14 protein-coding genes are annotated in these 16,342 nt (G+C 64.7%); 10 read left to right on the top strand and 4 right to left on the bottom strand.

Going from position 1 to position 16,342, the window contains the following annotated elements; all coding sequences use genetic code 11:
- The first annotated feature begins 6 nt into the window (after nt 1-6).
- The 6 genes from P6U30_RS23930 to P6U30_RS23905 all read left to right on the top strand — a co-directional run bounded on the left by P6U30_RS23930 (nt 7) and on the right by P6U30_RS23905 (nt 7,433).
- Nucleotides 7-2,322, top strand: coding sequence for a bifunctional salicylyl-CoA 5-hydroxylase/oxidoreductase (locus P6U30_RS23930; protein ID WP_407165349.1), 2,316 nt, complete (start codon nt 7-9; stop codon nt 2,320-2,322).
- Nucleotides 2,319-3,098 (top strand): SDR family NAD(P)-dependent oxidoreductase, encoded by a 780-nt coding sequence (locus P6U30_RS23925; RefSeq protein WP_407165348.1) that lies wholly within the window; start codon nt 2,319-2,321, stop codon nt 3,096-3,098. The genes P6U30_RS23930 and P6U30_RS23925 overlap by 4 nt, the downstream gene beginning before the upstream one ends.
- Nucleotides 3,099-3,111: 13 nt before the next feature.
- Complete coding sequence (locus tag P6U30_RS23920; protein ID WP_407165347.1) at nt 3,112-3,951, top strand: enoyl-CoA hydratase family protein; 840 nt, start codon at nt 3,112-3,114, stop codon at nt 3,949-3,951.
- A 1-nt stretch (nt 3,952) separates the two neighbouring features.
- Nucleotides 3,953-4,348 (top strand): RidA family protein, encoded by a 396-nt coding sequence (locus tag P6U30_RS23915; protein ID WP_407165346.1) that lies wholly within the window; start codon nt 3,953-3,955, stop codon nt 4,346-4,348.
- A 285-nt stretch (nt 4,349-4,633) separates the two neighbouring features.
- The gene (locus P6U30_RS23910; RefSeq protein WP_407165345.1) at nt 4,634-5,875 is read left to right on the top strand and encodes a flavin-dependent oxidoreductase; all 1,242 of its coding nucleotides are present in this window, start codon (nt 4,634-4,636) and stop codon (nt 5,873-5,875) included.
- A gap of 226 nt (nt 5,876-6,101) precedes the next feature.
- Nucleotides 6,102-7,433: an IS1182 family transposase gene (locus P6U30_RS23905; RefSeq protein WP_407165344.1), complete on the top strand. Its 1,332-nt coding sequence runs from the start codon at nt 6,102-6,104 to the stop codon at nt 7,431-7,433.
- A 111-nt stretch (nt 7,434-7,544) separates the two neighbouring features.
- On the opposite strand, the gene P6U30_RS23900 is transcribed toward P6U30_RS23905, so the two are convergent.
- Both P6U30_RS23900 and P6U30_RS23895 read right to left on the bottom strand, forming a co-directional pair.
- Nucleotides 7,545-8,000, bottom strand: a complete 456-nt coding sequence (locus tag P6U30_RS23900; protein WP_407170528.1) for a cupin domain-containing protein — start codon at nt 7,998-8,000, stop codon at nt 7,545-7,547.
- 21 nt (nt 8,001-8,021) lie between these two features.
- Nucleotides 8,022-9,200 carry an ABC transporter substrate-binding protein gene (locus tag P6U30_RS23895; protein ID WP_407165343.1) on the bottom strand — a complete coding sequence of 393 codons (1,179 nt, stop codon included), beginning with the start codon at nt 9,198-9,200 and terminating at the stop codon, nt 8,022-8,024.
- 259 nt (nt 9,201-9,459) lie between these two features.
- Here P6U30_RS23895 and P6U30_RS23890 point away from each other — a divergent pair, with 259 nt between their 5' ends.
- From P6U30_RS23890 to P6U30_RS23880, 3 genes are all read left to right on the top strand, one after another.
- The gene (locus tag P6U30_RS23890) at nt 9,460-9,954 is read left to right on the top strand and encodes a MarR family winged helix-turn-helix transcriptional regulator (protein WP_407147244.1); all 495 of its coding nucleotides are present in this window, start codon (nt 9,460-9,462) and stop codon (nt 9,952-9,954) included.
- A gap of 2 nt (nt 9,955-9,956) precedes the next feature.
- Nucleotides 9,957-10,772 carry an alpha/beta hydrolase gene (locus tag P6U30_RS23885; RefSeq protein ID WP_407165342.1) on the top strand — a complete coding sequence of 272 codons (816 nt, stop codon included), beginning with the start codon at nt 9,957-9,959 and terminating at the stop codon, nt 10,770-10,772.
- Nucleotides 10,773-10,921: 149 nt separating this feature from the next.
- Nucleotides 10,922-12,565, top strand: coding sequence for an AMP-binding protein (locus tag P6U30_RS23880; protein ID WP_407165341.1), 1,644 nt, complete (start codon nt 10,922-10,924; stop codon nt 12,563-12,565).
- A gap of 40 nt (nt 12,566-12,605) precedes the next feature.
- On the opposite strand, the gene P6U30_RS23875 is transcribed toward P6U30_RS23880, so the two are convergent.
- Together P6U30_RS23875 and P6U30_RS23870 are read right to left on the bottom strand one after the other, a co-directional pair.
- The gene (locus P6U30_RS23875) at nt 12,606-14,219 is read right to left on the bottom strand and encodes a DHA2 family efflux MFS transporter permease subunit (protein ID WP_407165340.1); all 1,614 of its coding nucleotides are present in this window, start codon (nt 14,217-14,219) and stop codon (nt 12,606-12,608) included.
- An 8-nt stretch (nt 14,220-14,227) separates the two neighbouring features.
- Nucleotides 14,228-15,412, bottom strand: a complete 1,185-nt coding sequence (locus P6U30_RS23870; RefSeq protein ID WP_407165339.1) for an HlyD family secretion protein — start codon at nt 15,410-15,412, stop codon at nt 14,228-14,230.
- A 163-nt stretch (nt 15,413-15,575) separates the two neighbouring features.
- Here P6U30_RS23870 and P6U30_RS23865 point away from each other — a divergent pair, with 163 nt between their 5' ends.
- On the top strand, nt 15,576-16,280 hold the full coding sequence (locus P6U30_RS23865) for a TetR/AcrR family transcriptional regulator (RefSeq protein WP_407165338.1): 705 nt from the start codon (nt 15,576-15,578) through the stop codon (nt 16,278-16,280).
- The last annotated feature ends 62 nt before the right edge of the window (nt 16,281-16,342 follow it).

The following is a 16,342-nucleotide window of genomic DNA, read 5'->3' as shown; positions in this document are numbered from 1 at the left end:
ATCGCCATGCGGATCGTTTGCATTGGGGGCGGGCCGGCCGGGCTGTATTTCGGCATCCTGATGAAGATGCTGGATCCCGCGCACGTCATTTCCGTGGTCGAGCGCAACCGGCCCTACGACACGTTCGGATTTGGTGTGGTGTTCTCCGACGCCACCATGGACAACATGCGCAAGTGGGATCCGATCACCGCTGACACGATCGAGCAGGCCTTCAATCACTGGGATGACATCGAGGTCCTGATCAAGGGCCGGCGCATGCGGACGACAGGCCACGGCTTCGTCGGCATCGGGCGCAAGCACCTGCTCAACATCCTGCAGGCGCGGGCCGAGCAACTCGGCGTCGAGCTGATCTTCGAGCGCGAGGTCAATTCCGATCTCGAGTTCCCGGACGCCGATCTGATCGTCGCCTGCGACGGCGTGAACTCGAAGATCCGCACGAAGTATGCCGAGACCTTCCAGCCGGACATGCTGATGCGGCCGAACCGCTATATCTGGCTCGGCACCAACAGGCCGTTCGACGCCTTCACCTTCGACTTCCGCAAGACCGAGCACGGCTGGTTCCAGGCGCACATCTACAAATTCGAGGAGGGGGCGGCGACCTTCATCGTCGAGACCACCGAGGAGGCATATCTCGCCCACGGCCTCGACAAGATGGACCAGGATGCCTCGATCGCATTCTGCGAGAACGTGTTCGCCGAAATCCTCGAAGGGCATCACCTGGTCTCCAACGCCCGCCATCTGCGCGGCTCAGCCTGGCTGTCGTTCCCGCGGCTGATCTGCGGCAAATGGACCGCCTTCAACGGCAACAGCCAAGTCGTGCTGATGGGCGATGCCGCGCACACCGCGCATTTCGCGATCGGCTCGGGTACCAAGCTCGCGCTGGAGGATGCGATCGAGCTCACCAACCAGTTCAAGGTACACGGCGCTGTGAAGGAGAACATTCTCGCGGTGCTGGCTGGCTACGAGGCACTGCGCCGGGTCGACGTGGCGCGGATCCAGAACGCCGCACGCAATGCGATGGAATGGTTCGAGGTGGTCGGCTCGCGCTATGCCGACACACTGGAGCCGGAGCAGTTCATGTATTCGCTGCTGACCCGCTCGCAGCGCATCAGCCACGAGAACCTGCGCCTGCGCGACAAGGTATGGCTCGAAGGCTATGAACGCTGGTTCGCCGAGCGCAGCGGACTGCCCGCGACCAACGACCGCGTCACGCCGCCGATGCTGACGCCGTTCCGCATCCGCGGGCTGTCGCTGAACAATCGCATCATCGTCTCGCCGATGGCCATGTACTCGGCGGAAGAGGGCGTTCCCAACGACTTCCATCTGGTGCATTTCGGCTCCCGCGCGCTCGGCGGCGCCGGCCTGATGTTCACCGAGATGACCTGCGTCTCGCCGGAGGCGCGGATCACGCCCGGCTGCTGCGGGCTGTGGAATGACGCGCAGGCGCTGGCCTACAAGCGCATTGTCGATTTCGTGCACCGCAATTCGCAAGCCAAGATCGGCATCCAGCTCGGCCATGCCGGCCGCAAAGGCTCGACCCGCGTGGCCTGGGAGGGGATGGACGAGCCGCTGCCCGATCACAACTGGCCGGTGATGTCGGCCTCGTCAGTTCCCTATCTGCCCGACGGCCAGGTGCCCGAGCCGATGACGCGTGCCGAGATGGACGAGGTGCGCGAACAGTTCGTCGCCGCCGCCAGACGTGCCGCCAAGGTCGGCTTCGATATCCTGGAGCTGCACTGCGCCCATGGCTATCTGCTGTCGAGCTTCCTGTCGCCGCTGACCAATCGCCGTACCGACGCGTATGGCGGATCGATCGCGAACCGCGCGCGTTATCCGCTCGAGGTGTTCCGCGCCATCCGCGACGTGTGGCCCGAGGACAAGCCGATCTCAGTCCGGCTGTCCTGTCACGACTGGGCGGAGGGCGGCAACACGCCGGAGGATGCGCTCGAATTCGCAAAGCTGTTCAAGGACGCAGGCGCGGACCTGATCGATTGCTCGTCGGGCCAGGTCTGGGCTGACGACCATCCGGTGTACGGCCGGCTCTATCAGACGCCGTTCGCCGACAAGATCCGTAACGAGGTCGGCATCGCCACCATTGCGGTCGGCGCGATCTCGGAAGCCGACCACGCCAACTCGATCATCGCCGCCGGCCGCGCCGACCTCTGCGCCATCGCGCGGCCGCATCTGGCCGATCCGGCCTGGACGTTGCACGAGGCCGCGAAGATCGGGGTGAAGTCGGTCCCCTGGCCCAAGCAGTATCTGTCGGGCAGGTCGCAATATGAGGCCAATCTCGAACGCGCAGCCGCGGGAGCGAAAGCATGACCCGGTTCTGGCCCAATGCCCACGCGTTTATCACCGGTGCCGGGTCCGGCATCGGCGCTGCGACCGCGATCGCGCTCGCCAAGGCCGGCGTGCGCGTCAGCATCGCCGGTCGCCGGATGGAGGCGCTGCAGGCGACCGCTGCCTTGCTCGGCGATCGTGCCGGTGCAATCGTTGCGATCGACGTGACCGACGCAGCGGCCGTGACCAAAGGTGTCGCGCAGATCGAAGCCGGGGCGGGGCCGATCGACATCCTCGTCAACAATGCCGGCAAGGCCGCCAGCGCGCCGTTCGACAAGACCGATACGGCGCTATGGTCGGACATGCTGGCGAGCAATCTCTCCAGCGTGTTCCTGGTGACGCATTCGGTGCTGCCCGGCATGGCGCAGCGCGGGCGCGGGCGCGTGATCAACGTCGCCTCGACCGCCGGCCTCACCGGTTACGCCTATGTCTCGGCCTATGTCGCCGCCAAGCACGGCGTCGTCGGCCTGACGCGCGCGCTGGCGCTGGAATATGCGCGGCGCGGCGTCACCGTGAACGCGGTCTGCCCTGGCTATACGGACACGCCGTTGGTGGCGGATGCCGCCGCCAACATCGTCGCCAAGACCGGGCGCAGCGAGCGGGAGGCGCGCGCGGCGCTGGCGAAGGTCAACCCAATGCAGCGGCTGGTGACGCCGGAGGAGGTGGCCGATGCCGTGCTCTGGCTCGCCTCCGAAGGTGCATCGTCGATCAACGGACAAGCCGTCGCGGTGGCCGGCGGCGAAGTCCTTACCGGGTAAAAGGAACCACGTCATGTCCGAGATGAAAGCAAAGCTCCGTCCGTTCAAGGATTATCCGGCGAAGCACTTCCGCTGGTCGACCGATGCGACCGGCCGCGTCGCGACGATTACGCTGAACCGGCCCGACAAGAAGAATCCGCTGACGTTCGGGTCCTACGAGGAGCTGCGCGACCTCTTCACCGATCTCAAATATGCCTCCGATGTGCGCGCGATTGTGCTGACGGGGGCCGATGGCAATTTCTGCTCCGGCGGCGACGTGTTCGAGATCATCGAGCCGTTGACGCGAATGGCGATGCCGGACCTGCTCGCCTTTACCCGCATGACCGGCGAAGTGGTGCGGGCGATGCGCAAATGCCCGCAAATCGTCGTTGCCGCAATCGACGGCATCTGCGCCGGCGCCGGCGCGATGCTGGCGCTCGCCTCCGACCTCCGCCTGGCGACGCCGCAGGCCAAGACCGCGTTCCTGTTCACCCGGGTCGGCCTCGCCGGCGCCGATATGGGCGCCTGCGGACTGTTGCCGCGCGTGATCGGGCAGGGCCGCGCCGCCGATCTGCTCTACACGGGACGCGCGATGAGCGCGGAAGAGGGGCTCGCCTGGGGCTTCCACAACCGTCTGGTGCCGGCCGCCGAGCTTTCCGCCGCCGCGCACGAGCTGGCGCGCTCGCTCGCGGACGGGCCGTGGTTCGCCCATGGCGTGACCAAGACCATGTTCAACCAGGAATGGGCGATGGGCGTTGACGAGATGATCGAGTCGGAGGCGCAGGCACAGGCGATCTGCATGGTGACCGGCGATTTCCGCCGCGCCTTCGACGCGTTCGCCGCCAAGCAGAAACCCGCCTTCGAGGGCAATTGAGATGAGCGAGATCCTGCAACCGGACGGATGGGCAAAGCCGATCGGCTATGCCAACGGCATGGCCGCGCGTGGCAAACAGATTTTCATTGCCGGCCAGATCGGCTGGAACGGGCAATGCGTGTTCGAGAGTGACGACCTGGTCGCGCAGATCGGCCAGACCTTGCGCAACATCGTCGCAATCGCCGCCGCCGGCGGGGCTGGGCCGGAGCACATCGTGTCGATGACCTGGTTCCTGCTCGACCGCAAGGAGTATTCCGCGCGGCTGAAGGAGATCGGCGTGGTCTATCGCGACGTCATGGGCCGGCGCTTTCCGGCGATGACTGCGATCCAGGTCGCCGGCCTGATCGAGGACCGCGCCAAGGTGGAAATCCAGGCGATCGCGGTGGTGCCAGATTAAGGGACGCGCGATCCAGCCAACCCCGTCACCCTGAGGAGCGCGGGACGCGCGTCTCGAAGGGTGAGCGGCCCGACCGGTGGCCGTTGTGCTTCGAGACGGCCGCTCCGCGGCCTCCTCAGCATGACGGGGATACATGGGAGCGTGCTGCGACAATGTTAATCGTAAGCCAAAACAGCGCCGGCGGGTGAGAGGTTGAGGCAACAAAGCCGCTTGCGGCTGGATAACGCGGCGTGCGACCCTGAGGGCAAATGTAAGACGTCCTGTGTTCGAGTGGAGTAAGGGACGATGAAGGCGATAATCGTCGGAGGCGGAATTGGAGGCCTCACCACCGCGCTGATGCTGCGTTCACGCGGCATCCAATGCGAACTCTACGAACAGTCCGACACCATCCGCGAGCTCGGCGTCGGCATCAACACGCTGCCGCATGCGATCCGCGAGCTGGCCGGGCTCGGCCTGCTGGATAGACTCGACGAGGTCGCGATCCGCACCTTTGAGCTGTTCTATCTGACGCGGCATGGCCAACAGGTCTGGCATGAGAAGCGCGGGCTCGATGCCGGTCACGACGTGCCGCAATTCTCGATCCATCGCGGCCGGCTGCAGGGCGTGATCCATCAGGCGGTGATCGAACGTCTCGGCGCGGATGCGATCCACACCGGGTGCCGGCTCGGTTCGTTCACCCAGGATGAAGGCGGCGTCTCGGCTCATTTCTTCGATCGTGCCGGTTGCCACGTGCACACCGCGCGCGGCGACATCCTGATCGGTGCCGACGGCATTCACTCCAAGGTACGGGAGACGCTGTTTCCGGGCGAAGGCGGCCCGTGCTGGAACGGCCTCATGCTGTGGCGGGGCGCCACCGATTGGCCAACCTTTCTGACCGGACGCTCGATGATCATCGCCGGCGGGCTGAATGCCAAGGCCGTGATCTATCCGATCGGGCCGGGCTCGAGCCCAGCAAGCCGGCTGACCAACTGGGCGGTACTGGTGCGGATCGGCGACGGCTCCTCGCCGCCGCCGCGCCGCGAGGGCTGGTCCAACCTCGGCCGGCGCGAGGAAATGATGCCCTATGTCACGAGCTTCACGATCCCGCAGGTCGATTTCACCGGCTTGATCAACGCGACGCCGGAGTTCTGGGAGTATCCGTGCTGCGACCGCGATCCGTTGCCCTATTGGTCGAGCGGCCGGGTCACGCTGCTTGGCGATGCCGCGCATCCGATGTATCCGGTCGGCTCGAACGGCGCGTCGCAGGCCATCCTCGATGCGCGCTGCCTCGCCGACATGCTGGCGCGGGCGGAGCATCCGTGCCAGGCGCTGGTCGCCTATGAGCGGCAGCGGCTGCCGATGACCGCCGACGTCGTCGCCTCCAACCGCCGTGGCGGACCGGAGGGTGTGATCGACGCGGTCGAGCAGCTCGCGCCGCAGGGCTTCACCGACGTCGATACCATCCTCAGCTACGAGGCCCGCGAAGCGATCGTGCGCGGCTATGCCGCGAAGGCCGGCTTCGCCGCGCGCGTGGTGGCGCGGCAATAGGAGTCGCTGCTGAAAAGGAGGATACGTCCGACCCGAGTCGAGACCATTGCCCCTCATGGTGAGGAGGCGCACAAGCGCCGTCTCGAACCATGTGGCCCCACTGGGGGCCTCATCCTTCGAGACGCGCGTTCCGCGCTCCTCAGAGCCTGTGAATCTTTGTGCAGATTTTGATTGAGTTTGCACGCTTGCAGTGATTCCTGATTGTGGACACTGGAGAGGTGCAACGATGTCCGGCGATGAACTCTTTTCGGATCTTCCGCAGCAGACACGAGCACGTGCGAACGATGCGGGCGAGCCGCGGATGCGAGAGCCGGTGCGCGATCAGATCGAACTTCGGGCGGTCGATCTAGAGGCATTGGTGGCTGCCGACCACCCGGTGCGGGTGATCTGGGCCTACGTTGAGAAACTTGATCTGCAGGAGCTTGAAGAGGCGATCAGAGCCCGCACCCACACGCCGGGACAGGCGCCGGCGAGCCCGCGGCTTTTGCTGGCGCTATGGCTTTATGCGACGAGCGAGGGCGTTGGCAGCGCGCGGGCGCTGGCGCGGTTATGTGAGAGCCACGACGTCTATCGGTGGCTGTGCGGCGGGGTCAGCGTCAACTATCACGGCTTGGCCGACTTCCGCACGGCGCATCCGGAGCTTCTGGATCGGCTGTTGAGCGACACTGTCGCCAGCCTGTCGGTGGCCGGGGTCATCGACCTGGATGAGGTGGCACAGGACGGGGTCCGGGTGCGTGCGTCGGCTGGGACCAAATCGTTCCGTCGCCGCAAGAAGCTTCACAAAGAGCTGCGCAAGGCGCAACGGCTGATCCGCCAGTTGAAGGAAGAAGCCACTGACGATCCGCAAGCCAGCAACCGGCGGATCGTTGCGGCCGAGGAACGGGCCGCACGTGAACGCGAGGCGCGTGTGGCCTCGGCGCTGAAGAAGCTGGCCGAGATCGAGGCCGAGCGCGAACGGCGCAGCACGACCAACAAGAAGCAGGTCGAGAAGCAGAAGGAACCGCGCGCCTCCACCACTGATCCCGATGCTCGCGTCATGAAGATGGCCGATGGTGGCTTCCGTCCCGCCTACAATTGCCAGCTCTCCACTGCCGCCGGTGGTCAGATCGTGCTCGTCACCGACGTCACAACGGTCGGTTCCGACCGCGGCCTGGCCCGGCCGATGCTGGACAAGATCAACCGCCGCTATGGCCGATGGCCGAAGCGCCATCTGGTCGATGGCGGCTTCAACAAGAATGACGATACCGAGTGGGCGGCTGGCCGCGGGATCAAAATCTACGGGCCACCTTCACGCAGCAAGCATCGGCGCGATCCCTATCAGCCGAGCGACAGGGATGGACCGGGTGTCGCCGCCTGGCGCGTCCGCATGAGAAGCCCGCACGGCAAGTCAGTCTACAGGCGTCGCGTCCAGGCAGAGTGCATCAACGCCCGCTTCCGCAACTGGGGCCTGCAGCGGTTTATGGTCCGCGGCCTCGAAAAGGTCCAAACGGTGCTGCGCTGGTTCGCCCTCACCAACAACATCCTGGCCGGACACCGCCTGCTGCAGGCCGCCGCCTAATCAAACAATCACCGCTAGCCTCTGCCCGCCGCAGTCCCTCTCCGCTAAAGCTGCCAACCTTCAATTAGATTCACAGCCTCTCAGGATGAGGGGAGAGAGTGGGGACGGATGCTACGCCGCCGGAGGCGGCGGCAGGAAGTGGATGTTGTATTCGGCGGCGAGCCGCACCACGTCATCCGGATTCTGCTCCCTCATGTTGTGGATCGCCCAGAACAGGTCGTAGAGCCGCTTCGTCGGCGACACCCAGAACAGCGTCTTGGCCGGCTGCTGCGACTTGTTGAAGATGCCGTGCGGCTTGCCCATGGGCAGGCGCACGAGATCGCCGGGCGTTGCGGACTCGTCGGCGCCGTCGAGCATGAAATCGAGCTTGCCCTCGAGGATGTAGAGGTACTCGTCCTGATCGGGATGGATATGCGGCGGAACGAAGGTGCCGGGCGGGAAGGTCGCATGCCAGGAGAATGAATGGTCGGAGCGGCTCTTCGGCACGTAGGTCTGGCCGAGGATGTTCCAGGAGATGCCCTGAATGCCCTCATTGGCGCGGGTGATGCCGGCGATCTCGTCTTTCATGGTCATACATGCTCCTGCGATTTACTTGGCCGCGCAGTCCTTGGCGTAGCGGTCGCCGTAGTTCGAGAACACCTTCTCGACGATCTCGGTCTGGAATTTGCCGTCCGGCCGCTTCGCCACCTTGGTGAGGTAGAAATCCTGGACCGGATAGCCGTTGTTGTTGAATTTGAAGTTACCGCGCAGCGAGGTGAAGTCGGCCTTCTTCAACGCGGCCGCGACCGCCTCCTTGTTGGAGAGGTTGCCCTTCACCGCCTTGACCGCGCTGTCGATCAGCATCGCAGCGTCATAGGCCTGCATGGCATAGGTGCCGGGCACGCCGTTATAGGCCGCCTCATAAGCCGCGACGAACTTCTTGCTCTGCGGATTGTCGAGATCAGGCGCCCAGTTCGCGCCGCCGAACATGCCGACCGCGGCGTCCTGCTGGGCGGGCAGGGTGGACTCGTCGACCGTGAAGGCGGACAGCACGGGCACCGTGGCGCCAGCCTGCTTGTACTGCTTCACCAGGTTCACGCCCATGCCCCCCGGCATGAAGGTGAACAGTGCATCCGGCTTCAGCGATGCGATCTTGGAGAGTTCGGGCTGGAAATCCAGTGTATTCAGCGGCGTGTAGGATTCCTCGACGATCTCGCCTTTGTAATCGAGCTTGAAACCCGCAACGGAGTCGCGGCCAGCCTGATAGTTCGGCACCAGCAGACAGACGCGCTTGTAGCCGCGATCCTGCGCCACTTTGCCGAGCACCTCGTGCACCTGGTCGTTCTGGTACGACGTCACATAGAAGAACGGATTGCACTCCTTGCCCGCATAGCTCGACGGGCCGGCATTCGGGCTGATCAGGAAGGTCTTGCTGTCGGTGACCGGGCGGTGGATCGCCAGCAGGATGTTGGAGAAGATCGGGCCAACCACGAAATCGACCTTGTCGCGCTCGAGCAGCCCGCGCACCTTGGTGACGGCGGCGTCGGGCTTGAGCTCGTCGTCGGCGTTGATGACCTCGACGTCGCGGCCGGCCATCTTGCCGCCGAGGTCCTTGATCGCCAGCGCAAAGCCGTCGCGCACCTGCTGGCCGAGCGCAGCCGCCGGACCCGAAGTCGTCACCAGCACGCCGATCTTGAGCTTGCCCTGGCTACTGTCCTGCGCGGCCGCGGGAGCGATCGCGAGTCCCACTATCGCTGCCAGTCCCGCCAACCTCGTCAGCCGTTTCATGTCGCTCCCCCGATCGTTGCCGCGTTGCTTGGGCGTCAGCTTATTCTGCCGAGCATGACCGCCGCAAGCGATGTGGCATTGCGTCCGGATGGTCACGCGGCATGCAAGGGACGCGCCAATTGCTTGAAGTCTAAAGAAATTGCAGGGCTGATCCGACGAGATCGCGTCGATTCGCAATTGTCCTTGCGGCCCGCCGCGAATTGCTTGAAGCTCAAAACAATCAGTACGACCCGACCCGCCGCGGAGGCGCGATCGCCGCATGAACCTCGATTCCGAAACCAAAGCCGTCGAACTGCCCGATGATCACGGCACGGAGCTGCGGCTGTGGCTCCGGCTTCTGACCTGCACCACGCTGATCGAAGGCGAGGTGCGCAGCCGCCTACGCGAGCGGTTCGACGTGACGCTGCCGCGCTTCGACCTGATGGCCCAGCTCGACAAGGTACAGGATGGCATGACGCTGTCGGACCTGTCGAAGCGGATGATGGTCTCTAACGGCAACGTCACCGGATTGGTCGAGCGCCTGGTCGAGTCCGGGCATCTCGATCGCCGCACCTCGGAGACCGACCGCCGCGTGCAGTTCATCCGATTGACGAAGCTCGGCCGCGCCGAGTTCCGCAAGATGGCCGCCGAGCACGAGAAATGGATCGCCGATGTCTTTGGCGACCTGTCGCCGAAGGACATGCGCGAGCTGATGCGGCTGCTCGCCAAGGCCAAGGGCTCCGCGCAGCGCGCCGCCAAGGCGAGGACGAGCTAGCCGTGGCCGAGATCGACTACGAGGTGGAATACAACAATCGCGCACGGGTGCCGGAGAACCCGGCGCTGATGGCGGGCTGGGCGCGGGATTCCGCGGCCTATCGCGAGCAGCACCCGCCGCGGCGGCTCACCTATGGTCCGGGCAGCCGCAACACCATCGACCTGTTCGAGGGCAACAGCGAAGGCCCGCTGGTCGTCTTCATCCATGGCGGCTACTGGCAAGCGCTCGATGGCTCATCATCGAGCCACTGCGCGCGGGGACTGAATGCGCACGGGGTCAGCGTCGCGGTGCCGACTTATGACCTCTGCCCCAATGTTACGGTTGGCGACATCATCGGCCAGATGCGCGCGGCATCGCGGGAGCTGGCGAAGCTCGGCCGACCGCTCGTCGTCAGCGGGCATTCGGCGGGCGGACACCTTGCCGCCTGCATGCTGGCGACCGATTGGCCGGCTTATGACGCGTCGCTGCCGCGCAATCTGGTCAGGGCTGCTTACGCGATCTCGGGTCTGTTTGAGCTCGAACCGCTGGTCGGCACCTCCGTCAACAAGGCGCTCGGCCTAGACCGCGCCGCAGCAAGGGCGGCGAGCCCGCTGTTCTGGACCGCGCCCGAGGGAAGCACGCTCGACGCCGTCGTCGGCGGCAACGAGAGTGCCGAGTACCACCGGCAAAGCCGCACGATCACTGACGTCTGGGGCAAAGCCGGCGTCACAACGCGGTTCGGCCTTGTGTCCGACGCCAATCATTTTACCGCGATAGCGCCGCTTGCCGATCCGGATTCCCCGATGGTGCTGCGGCTGAAGGAGCTCACACAGATCTGACGTTCTCGTGGGATGCGTCGACTCCGCTCTTGCGCCAAATTACTTTAAGTATAAAATAACTCGCGACTGGAACGCTGCCGGGCGTCCTCGATATTGATCTTCTCGATGTTGGTCTTGGTCTTTCTGGATGGAAAGCAAGGGGCAATCGAATGTCAGGTGAAATTCCCGGGCTTGGCCCGTCGGGGCACGTTGACGATTTCGCACGGCGCAACCTGCCGCCGTTCCACCAATGGCCGAAGCTGCTGCTCGATCGGCCTGAGTTCAGGTATCCCGACTATCTCAACGCCGCGGTCGAATTGACCGATCGCATCGTCGAGCAGGGCATGGGCGATCGCATCGCGCTGATCGGCAACGGCCGCCAGCGCACCTACAAGGAGTTGACCGACTGGTCGAACCGCCTGGCGCACGCGCTGGTGGAGAATTATGGCGTCAAGCCGGGCAATCGCGTCCTGATTCGCTCGGGTAACAATCCGGCGCTGGTGGCGGCCTGGCTTGCCGCGACCAAGGCGGGCGCCGTCGTCGTCAACACAATGCCGATGCTGCGCGCGGGTGAGCTGACCAAGATCGTCGACAAGGCCGAGATCTCGCTGGCGCTGACCGACAGCCGTATCGCGGATGAGCTGGTCGCCTGCGCCAAGACCAGCAAATTCCTGAAGCAGGTCGTCAACTTCGACGGCACGCAGAACCATGACGCCGAGCTCGACCGGATCGCGCTGAACAAGCCGGTGAAGTTCGATGCGGTGAAGACCGGCCGCGACGATGTGGCGCTGCTCGGATTCACGTCGGGCACGACGGGCGAGCCGAAGGCGACGATGCATTTCCATCGCGATCTCCTGATCGTCGCGGACGGCTATGCGAAGGAAGTACTCGAGGTGACGCCGGATGATGTCTTCGTCGGCTCGCCGCCGCTCGCCTTCACCTTTGGCCTCGGCGGCCTCGCCATCTTCCCGCTGCGCTTCGGCGCCACCGCGACGCTGCTGGAGAACGCGGCGCCGAGCGAGATGGTCAAGATCATCGAAAACTACAAGGCGACGATCTGCTTCACGGCGCCGACCGCCTATCGCGCCATGATGGCCGCGATGGACAACGGCGCCGACCTGTCGTCGCTGCGGCTTGCGGTCTCGGCGGGTGAGACGCTGCCGGCGCCGGTGTTCGAGAATTGGACGAGGAAGACCGGAAAGCCGATCCTCGACGGCATCGGCAGCACAGAACTGTTGCACATTTTCATCACCAACCGCGTCGGGAGCGCGGTGGGCGGGACCACCGGCCATCCGGTTACCGGCTATGAGGCCAAGATCGTCGATGAGACCATGAACGAAGTGCCGCCGGGAACGGTCGGCAAGCTCGCGGTTCGTGGGCCGACGGGCTGTCGCTATCTCGCTGACGAAAGGCAGACCAACTATGTCCGCGACGGCTGGAACGTCACTGGCGACGCCTTCGTCAGCGACGAGGATGGGCGGCTGTCGTTCGTGGCGCGCGCCGACGACATGATCATCTCGGCGGGCTACAACATTGCCGGTCCCGAGGTCGAGGCGGCGCTGCTCGGACATCCCGACGTCGCGGAGTGCGCGGTGATCGGCGCGCCGGATATGGAACGCGGGCAGATCGTCTCGGCCTTCGTGGTGTTGAAACCCGGCGCGCGGGACGACGATCTCGAGGTCAAGCTGTTGCAGGATTACGTGAAGGCGACGATCGCGCCCTACAAATATCCCCGCGCGATCTCGTTCGTCGAGGCGCTGCCGAAGACCCAGACCGGGAAGATCCAGCGCTTCAAGCTGCGCGAGGCAGTTTGAGAGAAGGGCGATGGCGCACAGCGGCCGTGGCCCTGGAAGGTCAATGCGCCGCGCCGCTTCCGGCCGTGCCCTTCGGCTTGCCGGTCAGCAGGATCGCGATCGCGGCGAGCACCAGCACGATACCGATGACGGCGAAGGTATCGCTGAAGCCGAGCACCAGTGCCTGGCGCTTCACGATATTGCCGAGCGCGATGATCGCCTGCTGATGCGCGGTGGCGGGGTCGGTGACGCCGTGGCTCAGGAAGTAGTTGGTGACCTCGGCGATCCTCGAGCGCACTTCCTCGCGGCCGAGGTCGACGGATTGGCCGATGATGTTGGAGTGGAACTGCTCCCGCTTGGTCACGATGGTGGCGAGCAGGGCGGTGCCGATCGCGCCGCCGAGATTGCGCATCATGTTGGAGATGCCGGAGGCAGCAGCGGCGTCCTGCGGCGCGACGCTGCCGAGGCTGACGGCGGACAGCGGCGCCAGCATGATTGCCTGGCCGACTGCACGGACGATGTTCGGAACGAAGAACTGATCGCCTGAGTAATCGAGCGACATCGAGATGTTCATGAAAGAGCTCACCGCAAACAGCATCATGCCGCTGAAGGCGATGAAGCGGGCGTCGAAGCGCTTCATCAGGATCGGGACCAGCGGGATCAGGATGAGCTGCGGCAGCCCGGTCCAAGCCAGCACCTGGCCGATCTGCTCGGCATTGTAGCGCTGGACCTGGCCGAGATAGGCGGGCAGCAGGTACACCGAACCGAACAGCGCGAAGCCGACGAACACCGCCGAGATGGTGCCGAAGCCGAAGCTGCGCTGGGTCAAGAGCCGCAGCCGGATCAGCGGCTTCTCCACGACGAGCTCGATCCAGACGAACAGGCTAAGGGAGACGGCGGCAATCACGGCGAGGCGGACGATGAAGGGCGAGCCGAACCAGTCGTCCTTGTTGCCTTCCTCCAGCACCGCCTGCAGCGCCGAGAGGCCGATCGCCATCGTCACGATGCCGAGCCAGTCGCCTTCGCGCAGCAGCTTGAGCTGCATCGGCTGCCGTTCCAGCGTGAAATAGAGGATCATGACCATCACCGCGGTCGGGATCACGTTGACGAAGAAGATGGTCTGCCAGCCGTAATTCTCGGTGAGATAGCCGCCGATGGTCGGGCCGATCGCCGGCGCAAAGGTCACGGCGAGCGAGAACATCGCAAGCCCGATCGGTTGCTGGGGCTTCGGCAACTTGGTGAACACGAGCGTGAAAGCCATCGGGATCAGCACGCCGCCGAAGAAGCCTTGCAGGCCGCGCATTGCGATCATCGACGGCAGATCGTGGGTGAAAGCGCAGGCGACCGAGAACACCGCGAACAGCGTGGCGTGGCCGATCATGATGTTGCGGAAGGAGAACACGCGGCTGAGATAGTCGGTGAGCGGGATCACCACGATCTCGCCGATCAGGTACGACGTCGAGATCCAGGAGCCGTTGTCGACGCCGGTGCCAATGCCGCCTTCGATGTTGAGCAGCGAGGCGTTGGTGATCTGGATGTTCAGGATCGCCATGAAGGCGCCGATCATCGCCGCGAACACGGAAATCCACACCGCCGCGCTGGCGCGGTCGGGATCGACGGCTGCGGCTGCGGCGCCGGGGGAGGTGGCCGGGGACGAGAGCGCGAGATCGGACATGGCTTCACCTATTTGAAGGAGGCGACATCAACTTTCGGAGTTGAGTTCGCGTGCGAGGCGGGGGCCAGACGCGACAGCGTCGCGATGGTCGGGATCACCGACATGCCGGGCCGCAGCTCGACGGAGGTCGCGTCGAGCGCGATCTTGACGGGAATGCGCTGCACCACCTTGGTGAAGTTGCCGGTTGCGTTATCCGGCGGCAGCAAGGCGAACTCCTGACCGCTCGCAGGCGCGAGACTGTCGACGTGGCCGCGCACGACCTGCCCGGGGAACATGTCGACGGCGATCTCCACCGCCTGGCCCTTGCGGACGTCGGTGAGCTGCGTCTCCTTGAAGTTCGCGATCACATAGGCGCCGGTGGCCGGGACCAGCGACATCAATTGCGTGCCGGCCTGGACGAACTGGCCGGTGCGCAGCGTGCGGTTGCCGACCACGCCGTCGATCGGCGCGACGATGGTGGTGTAGCCGAGATTGAGCTCGGCCTGATGCTGGAGCGCGCTCGCTCGTTCCTGCGCCGCAATCGCCTGGGCGATCTCGGCCTTGAGCAGCTCCACCTGACGCAGTGCGGAAGCGAGCTTGGCCGTATCGCGGGCAATGGCGGCCTGCGCGCTGGCGTAACGCGACTGCGCCTGCTGCGCATTCTGCACGCTGCCGAAGCCGGTGCCGGCGAGGTCGGTGTAGCGCTTGTTCTCCTGTGCAGCGAAGGTTTGCGCGGCGGTGTCGACCGCAAGCGTGGCGCGGGCTGCTTCGATCACGGACTGTTGCACGTCGAGTTGGGCACGCTTGCTGGTGACGGCGGCTTCCGCAGCGGCGACGTCGGCCTTGGCCTGATCGAGCGCCACCTTGAAGTCGCGGTCATCGATCCGTGCCAGCATCTGGCCGGCATGCACATGCTCGTTGTCGCCGACCAGCACGTTGCTGAGATAGCCGGAGACCTTGGGCGCGATCGTGGTGTTGTCAGCCTTCACATAGGCGTCGTCGGTGGACACCAGAAAGCGGCCGACGGTCCAGTAGTCCCAGCCGTACCAGACAGCGCCCGCAAGCACGGCGACGGCTGCGCCGGCAAGGAGCAGGTGGCGAAGCTTGCCCTTGCCGGCTGGAGGTGTCGCCACTTCGGGATTTGCGAGCAACTGCTTGGCGGTCTCGGCCGGAACCTGGCTCTCGGCCTTGAATGACGTTTCGTGCTGGCTCATGACAGGGCGCTCCTGATCGCTCTATCCCTTTGGAAAGTCGCGATATTTTTCGTGACCCCTCGGTGGACTAATTAGGAAACTTGATGTTTTCCAAAATAGAGCCCATATTGGGACTGTCAATGGAATGACAGGCATCATCTAAAAGCATGGCTCGGATCGGCGGATGAGCGTGAAAGACAAAGATCAGGCTGAGGGAAGCGCGCCGGAGCGGCGCGGCCGCGGACGGCCGCAGCTTCGCTCAGACGATGAAACACGCGCCGTGATCTATGAGGCTGCACGGCATGAATTCGCGGAGCGCGGGTTCGCCGCGACGAATATTGCCGACGTGGCGTGCCGCGCCGGCGTATCCACGAAGACGCTGTATCGTCTGATCCCGACCAAGCTGGCGCTGTTCGAGGGCATGGTGACGGACCGGATGGACCGGTTCGTCTCCATCGTGAATCTTGGCGCGTGTGATGGTCGAGATATTCACTCGGCATTGGAGACCGCGCTCCTGACCTGCGCCGATCTCGCGCTGGCGGCCGAGGTCATTGCGATCCAGCGCATCATTCTCGCCGAGGGCGACAAGTTTCCGGACCTCGCCGGGATGTTCTACGAAAAGGCCATGCAGCGCACGGTTGGCGTGCTGGCTTCGTGGCTTGGTGTCCAGCAGAAGCGAGGACGGGTCGTTCTCGATGATGTTCAGGCCGCCGCAGGCATGCTGCTCGGCATGTTCATCTTCCAGCCGCAGCGCGACGTGATGTTCGGACATAAACCGGTGCCGCCGCGCAGCGAGATCGAAGCGCGTGCCAAGGCCTGTGCGACGCTGTTCCTGTCAGGATGCGCCACGCGTCCCGACGGGGCTGGCAAGAAGAGTGGAGACGCATGATGCCGCGGCGTCTATTCCCTCTACGTGCCTGCTTGGAAGCGCCTGCAAGATCCAAAGCCGTT

The organism is Bradyrhizobium sp. ORS 111 (genome assembly GCF_045571485.1).
Classification (GTDB): domain Bacteria; phylum Pseudomonadota; class Alphaproteobacteria; order Rhizobiales; family Xanthobacteraceae; genus Bradyrhizobium.
This window is presented reverse-complemented; position numbering and strand designations above follow the sequence as displayed.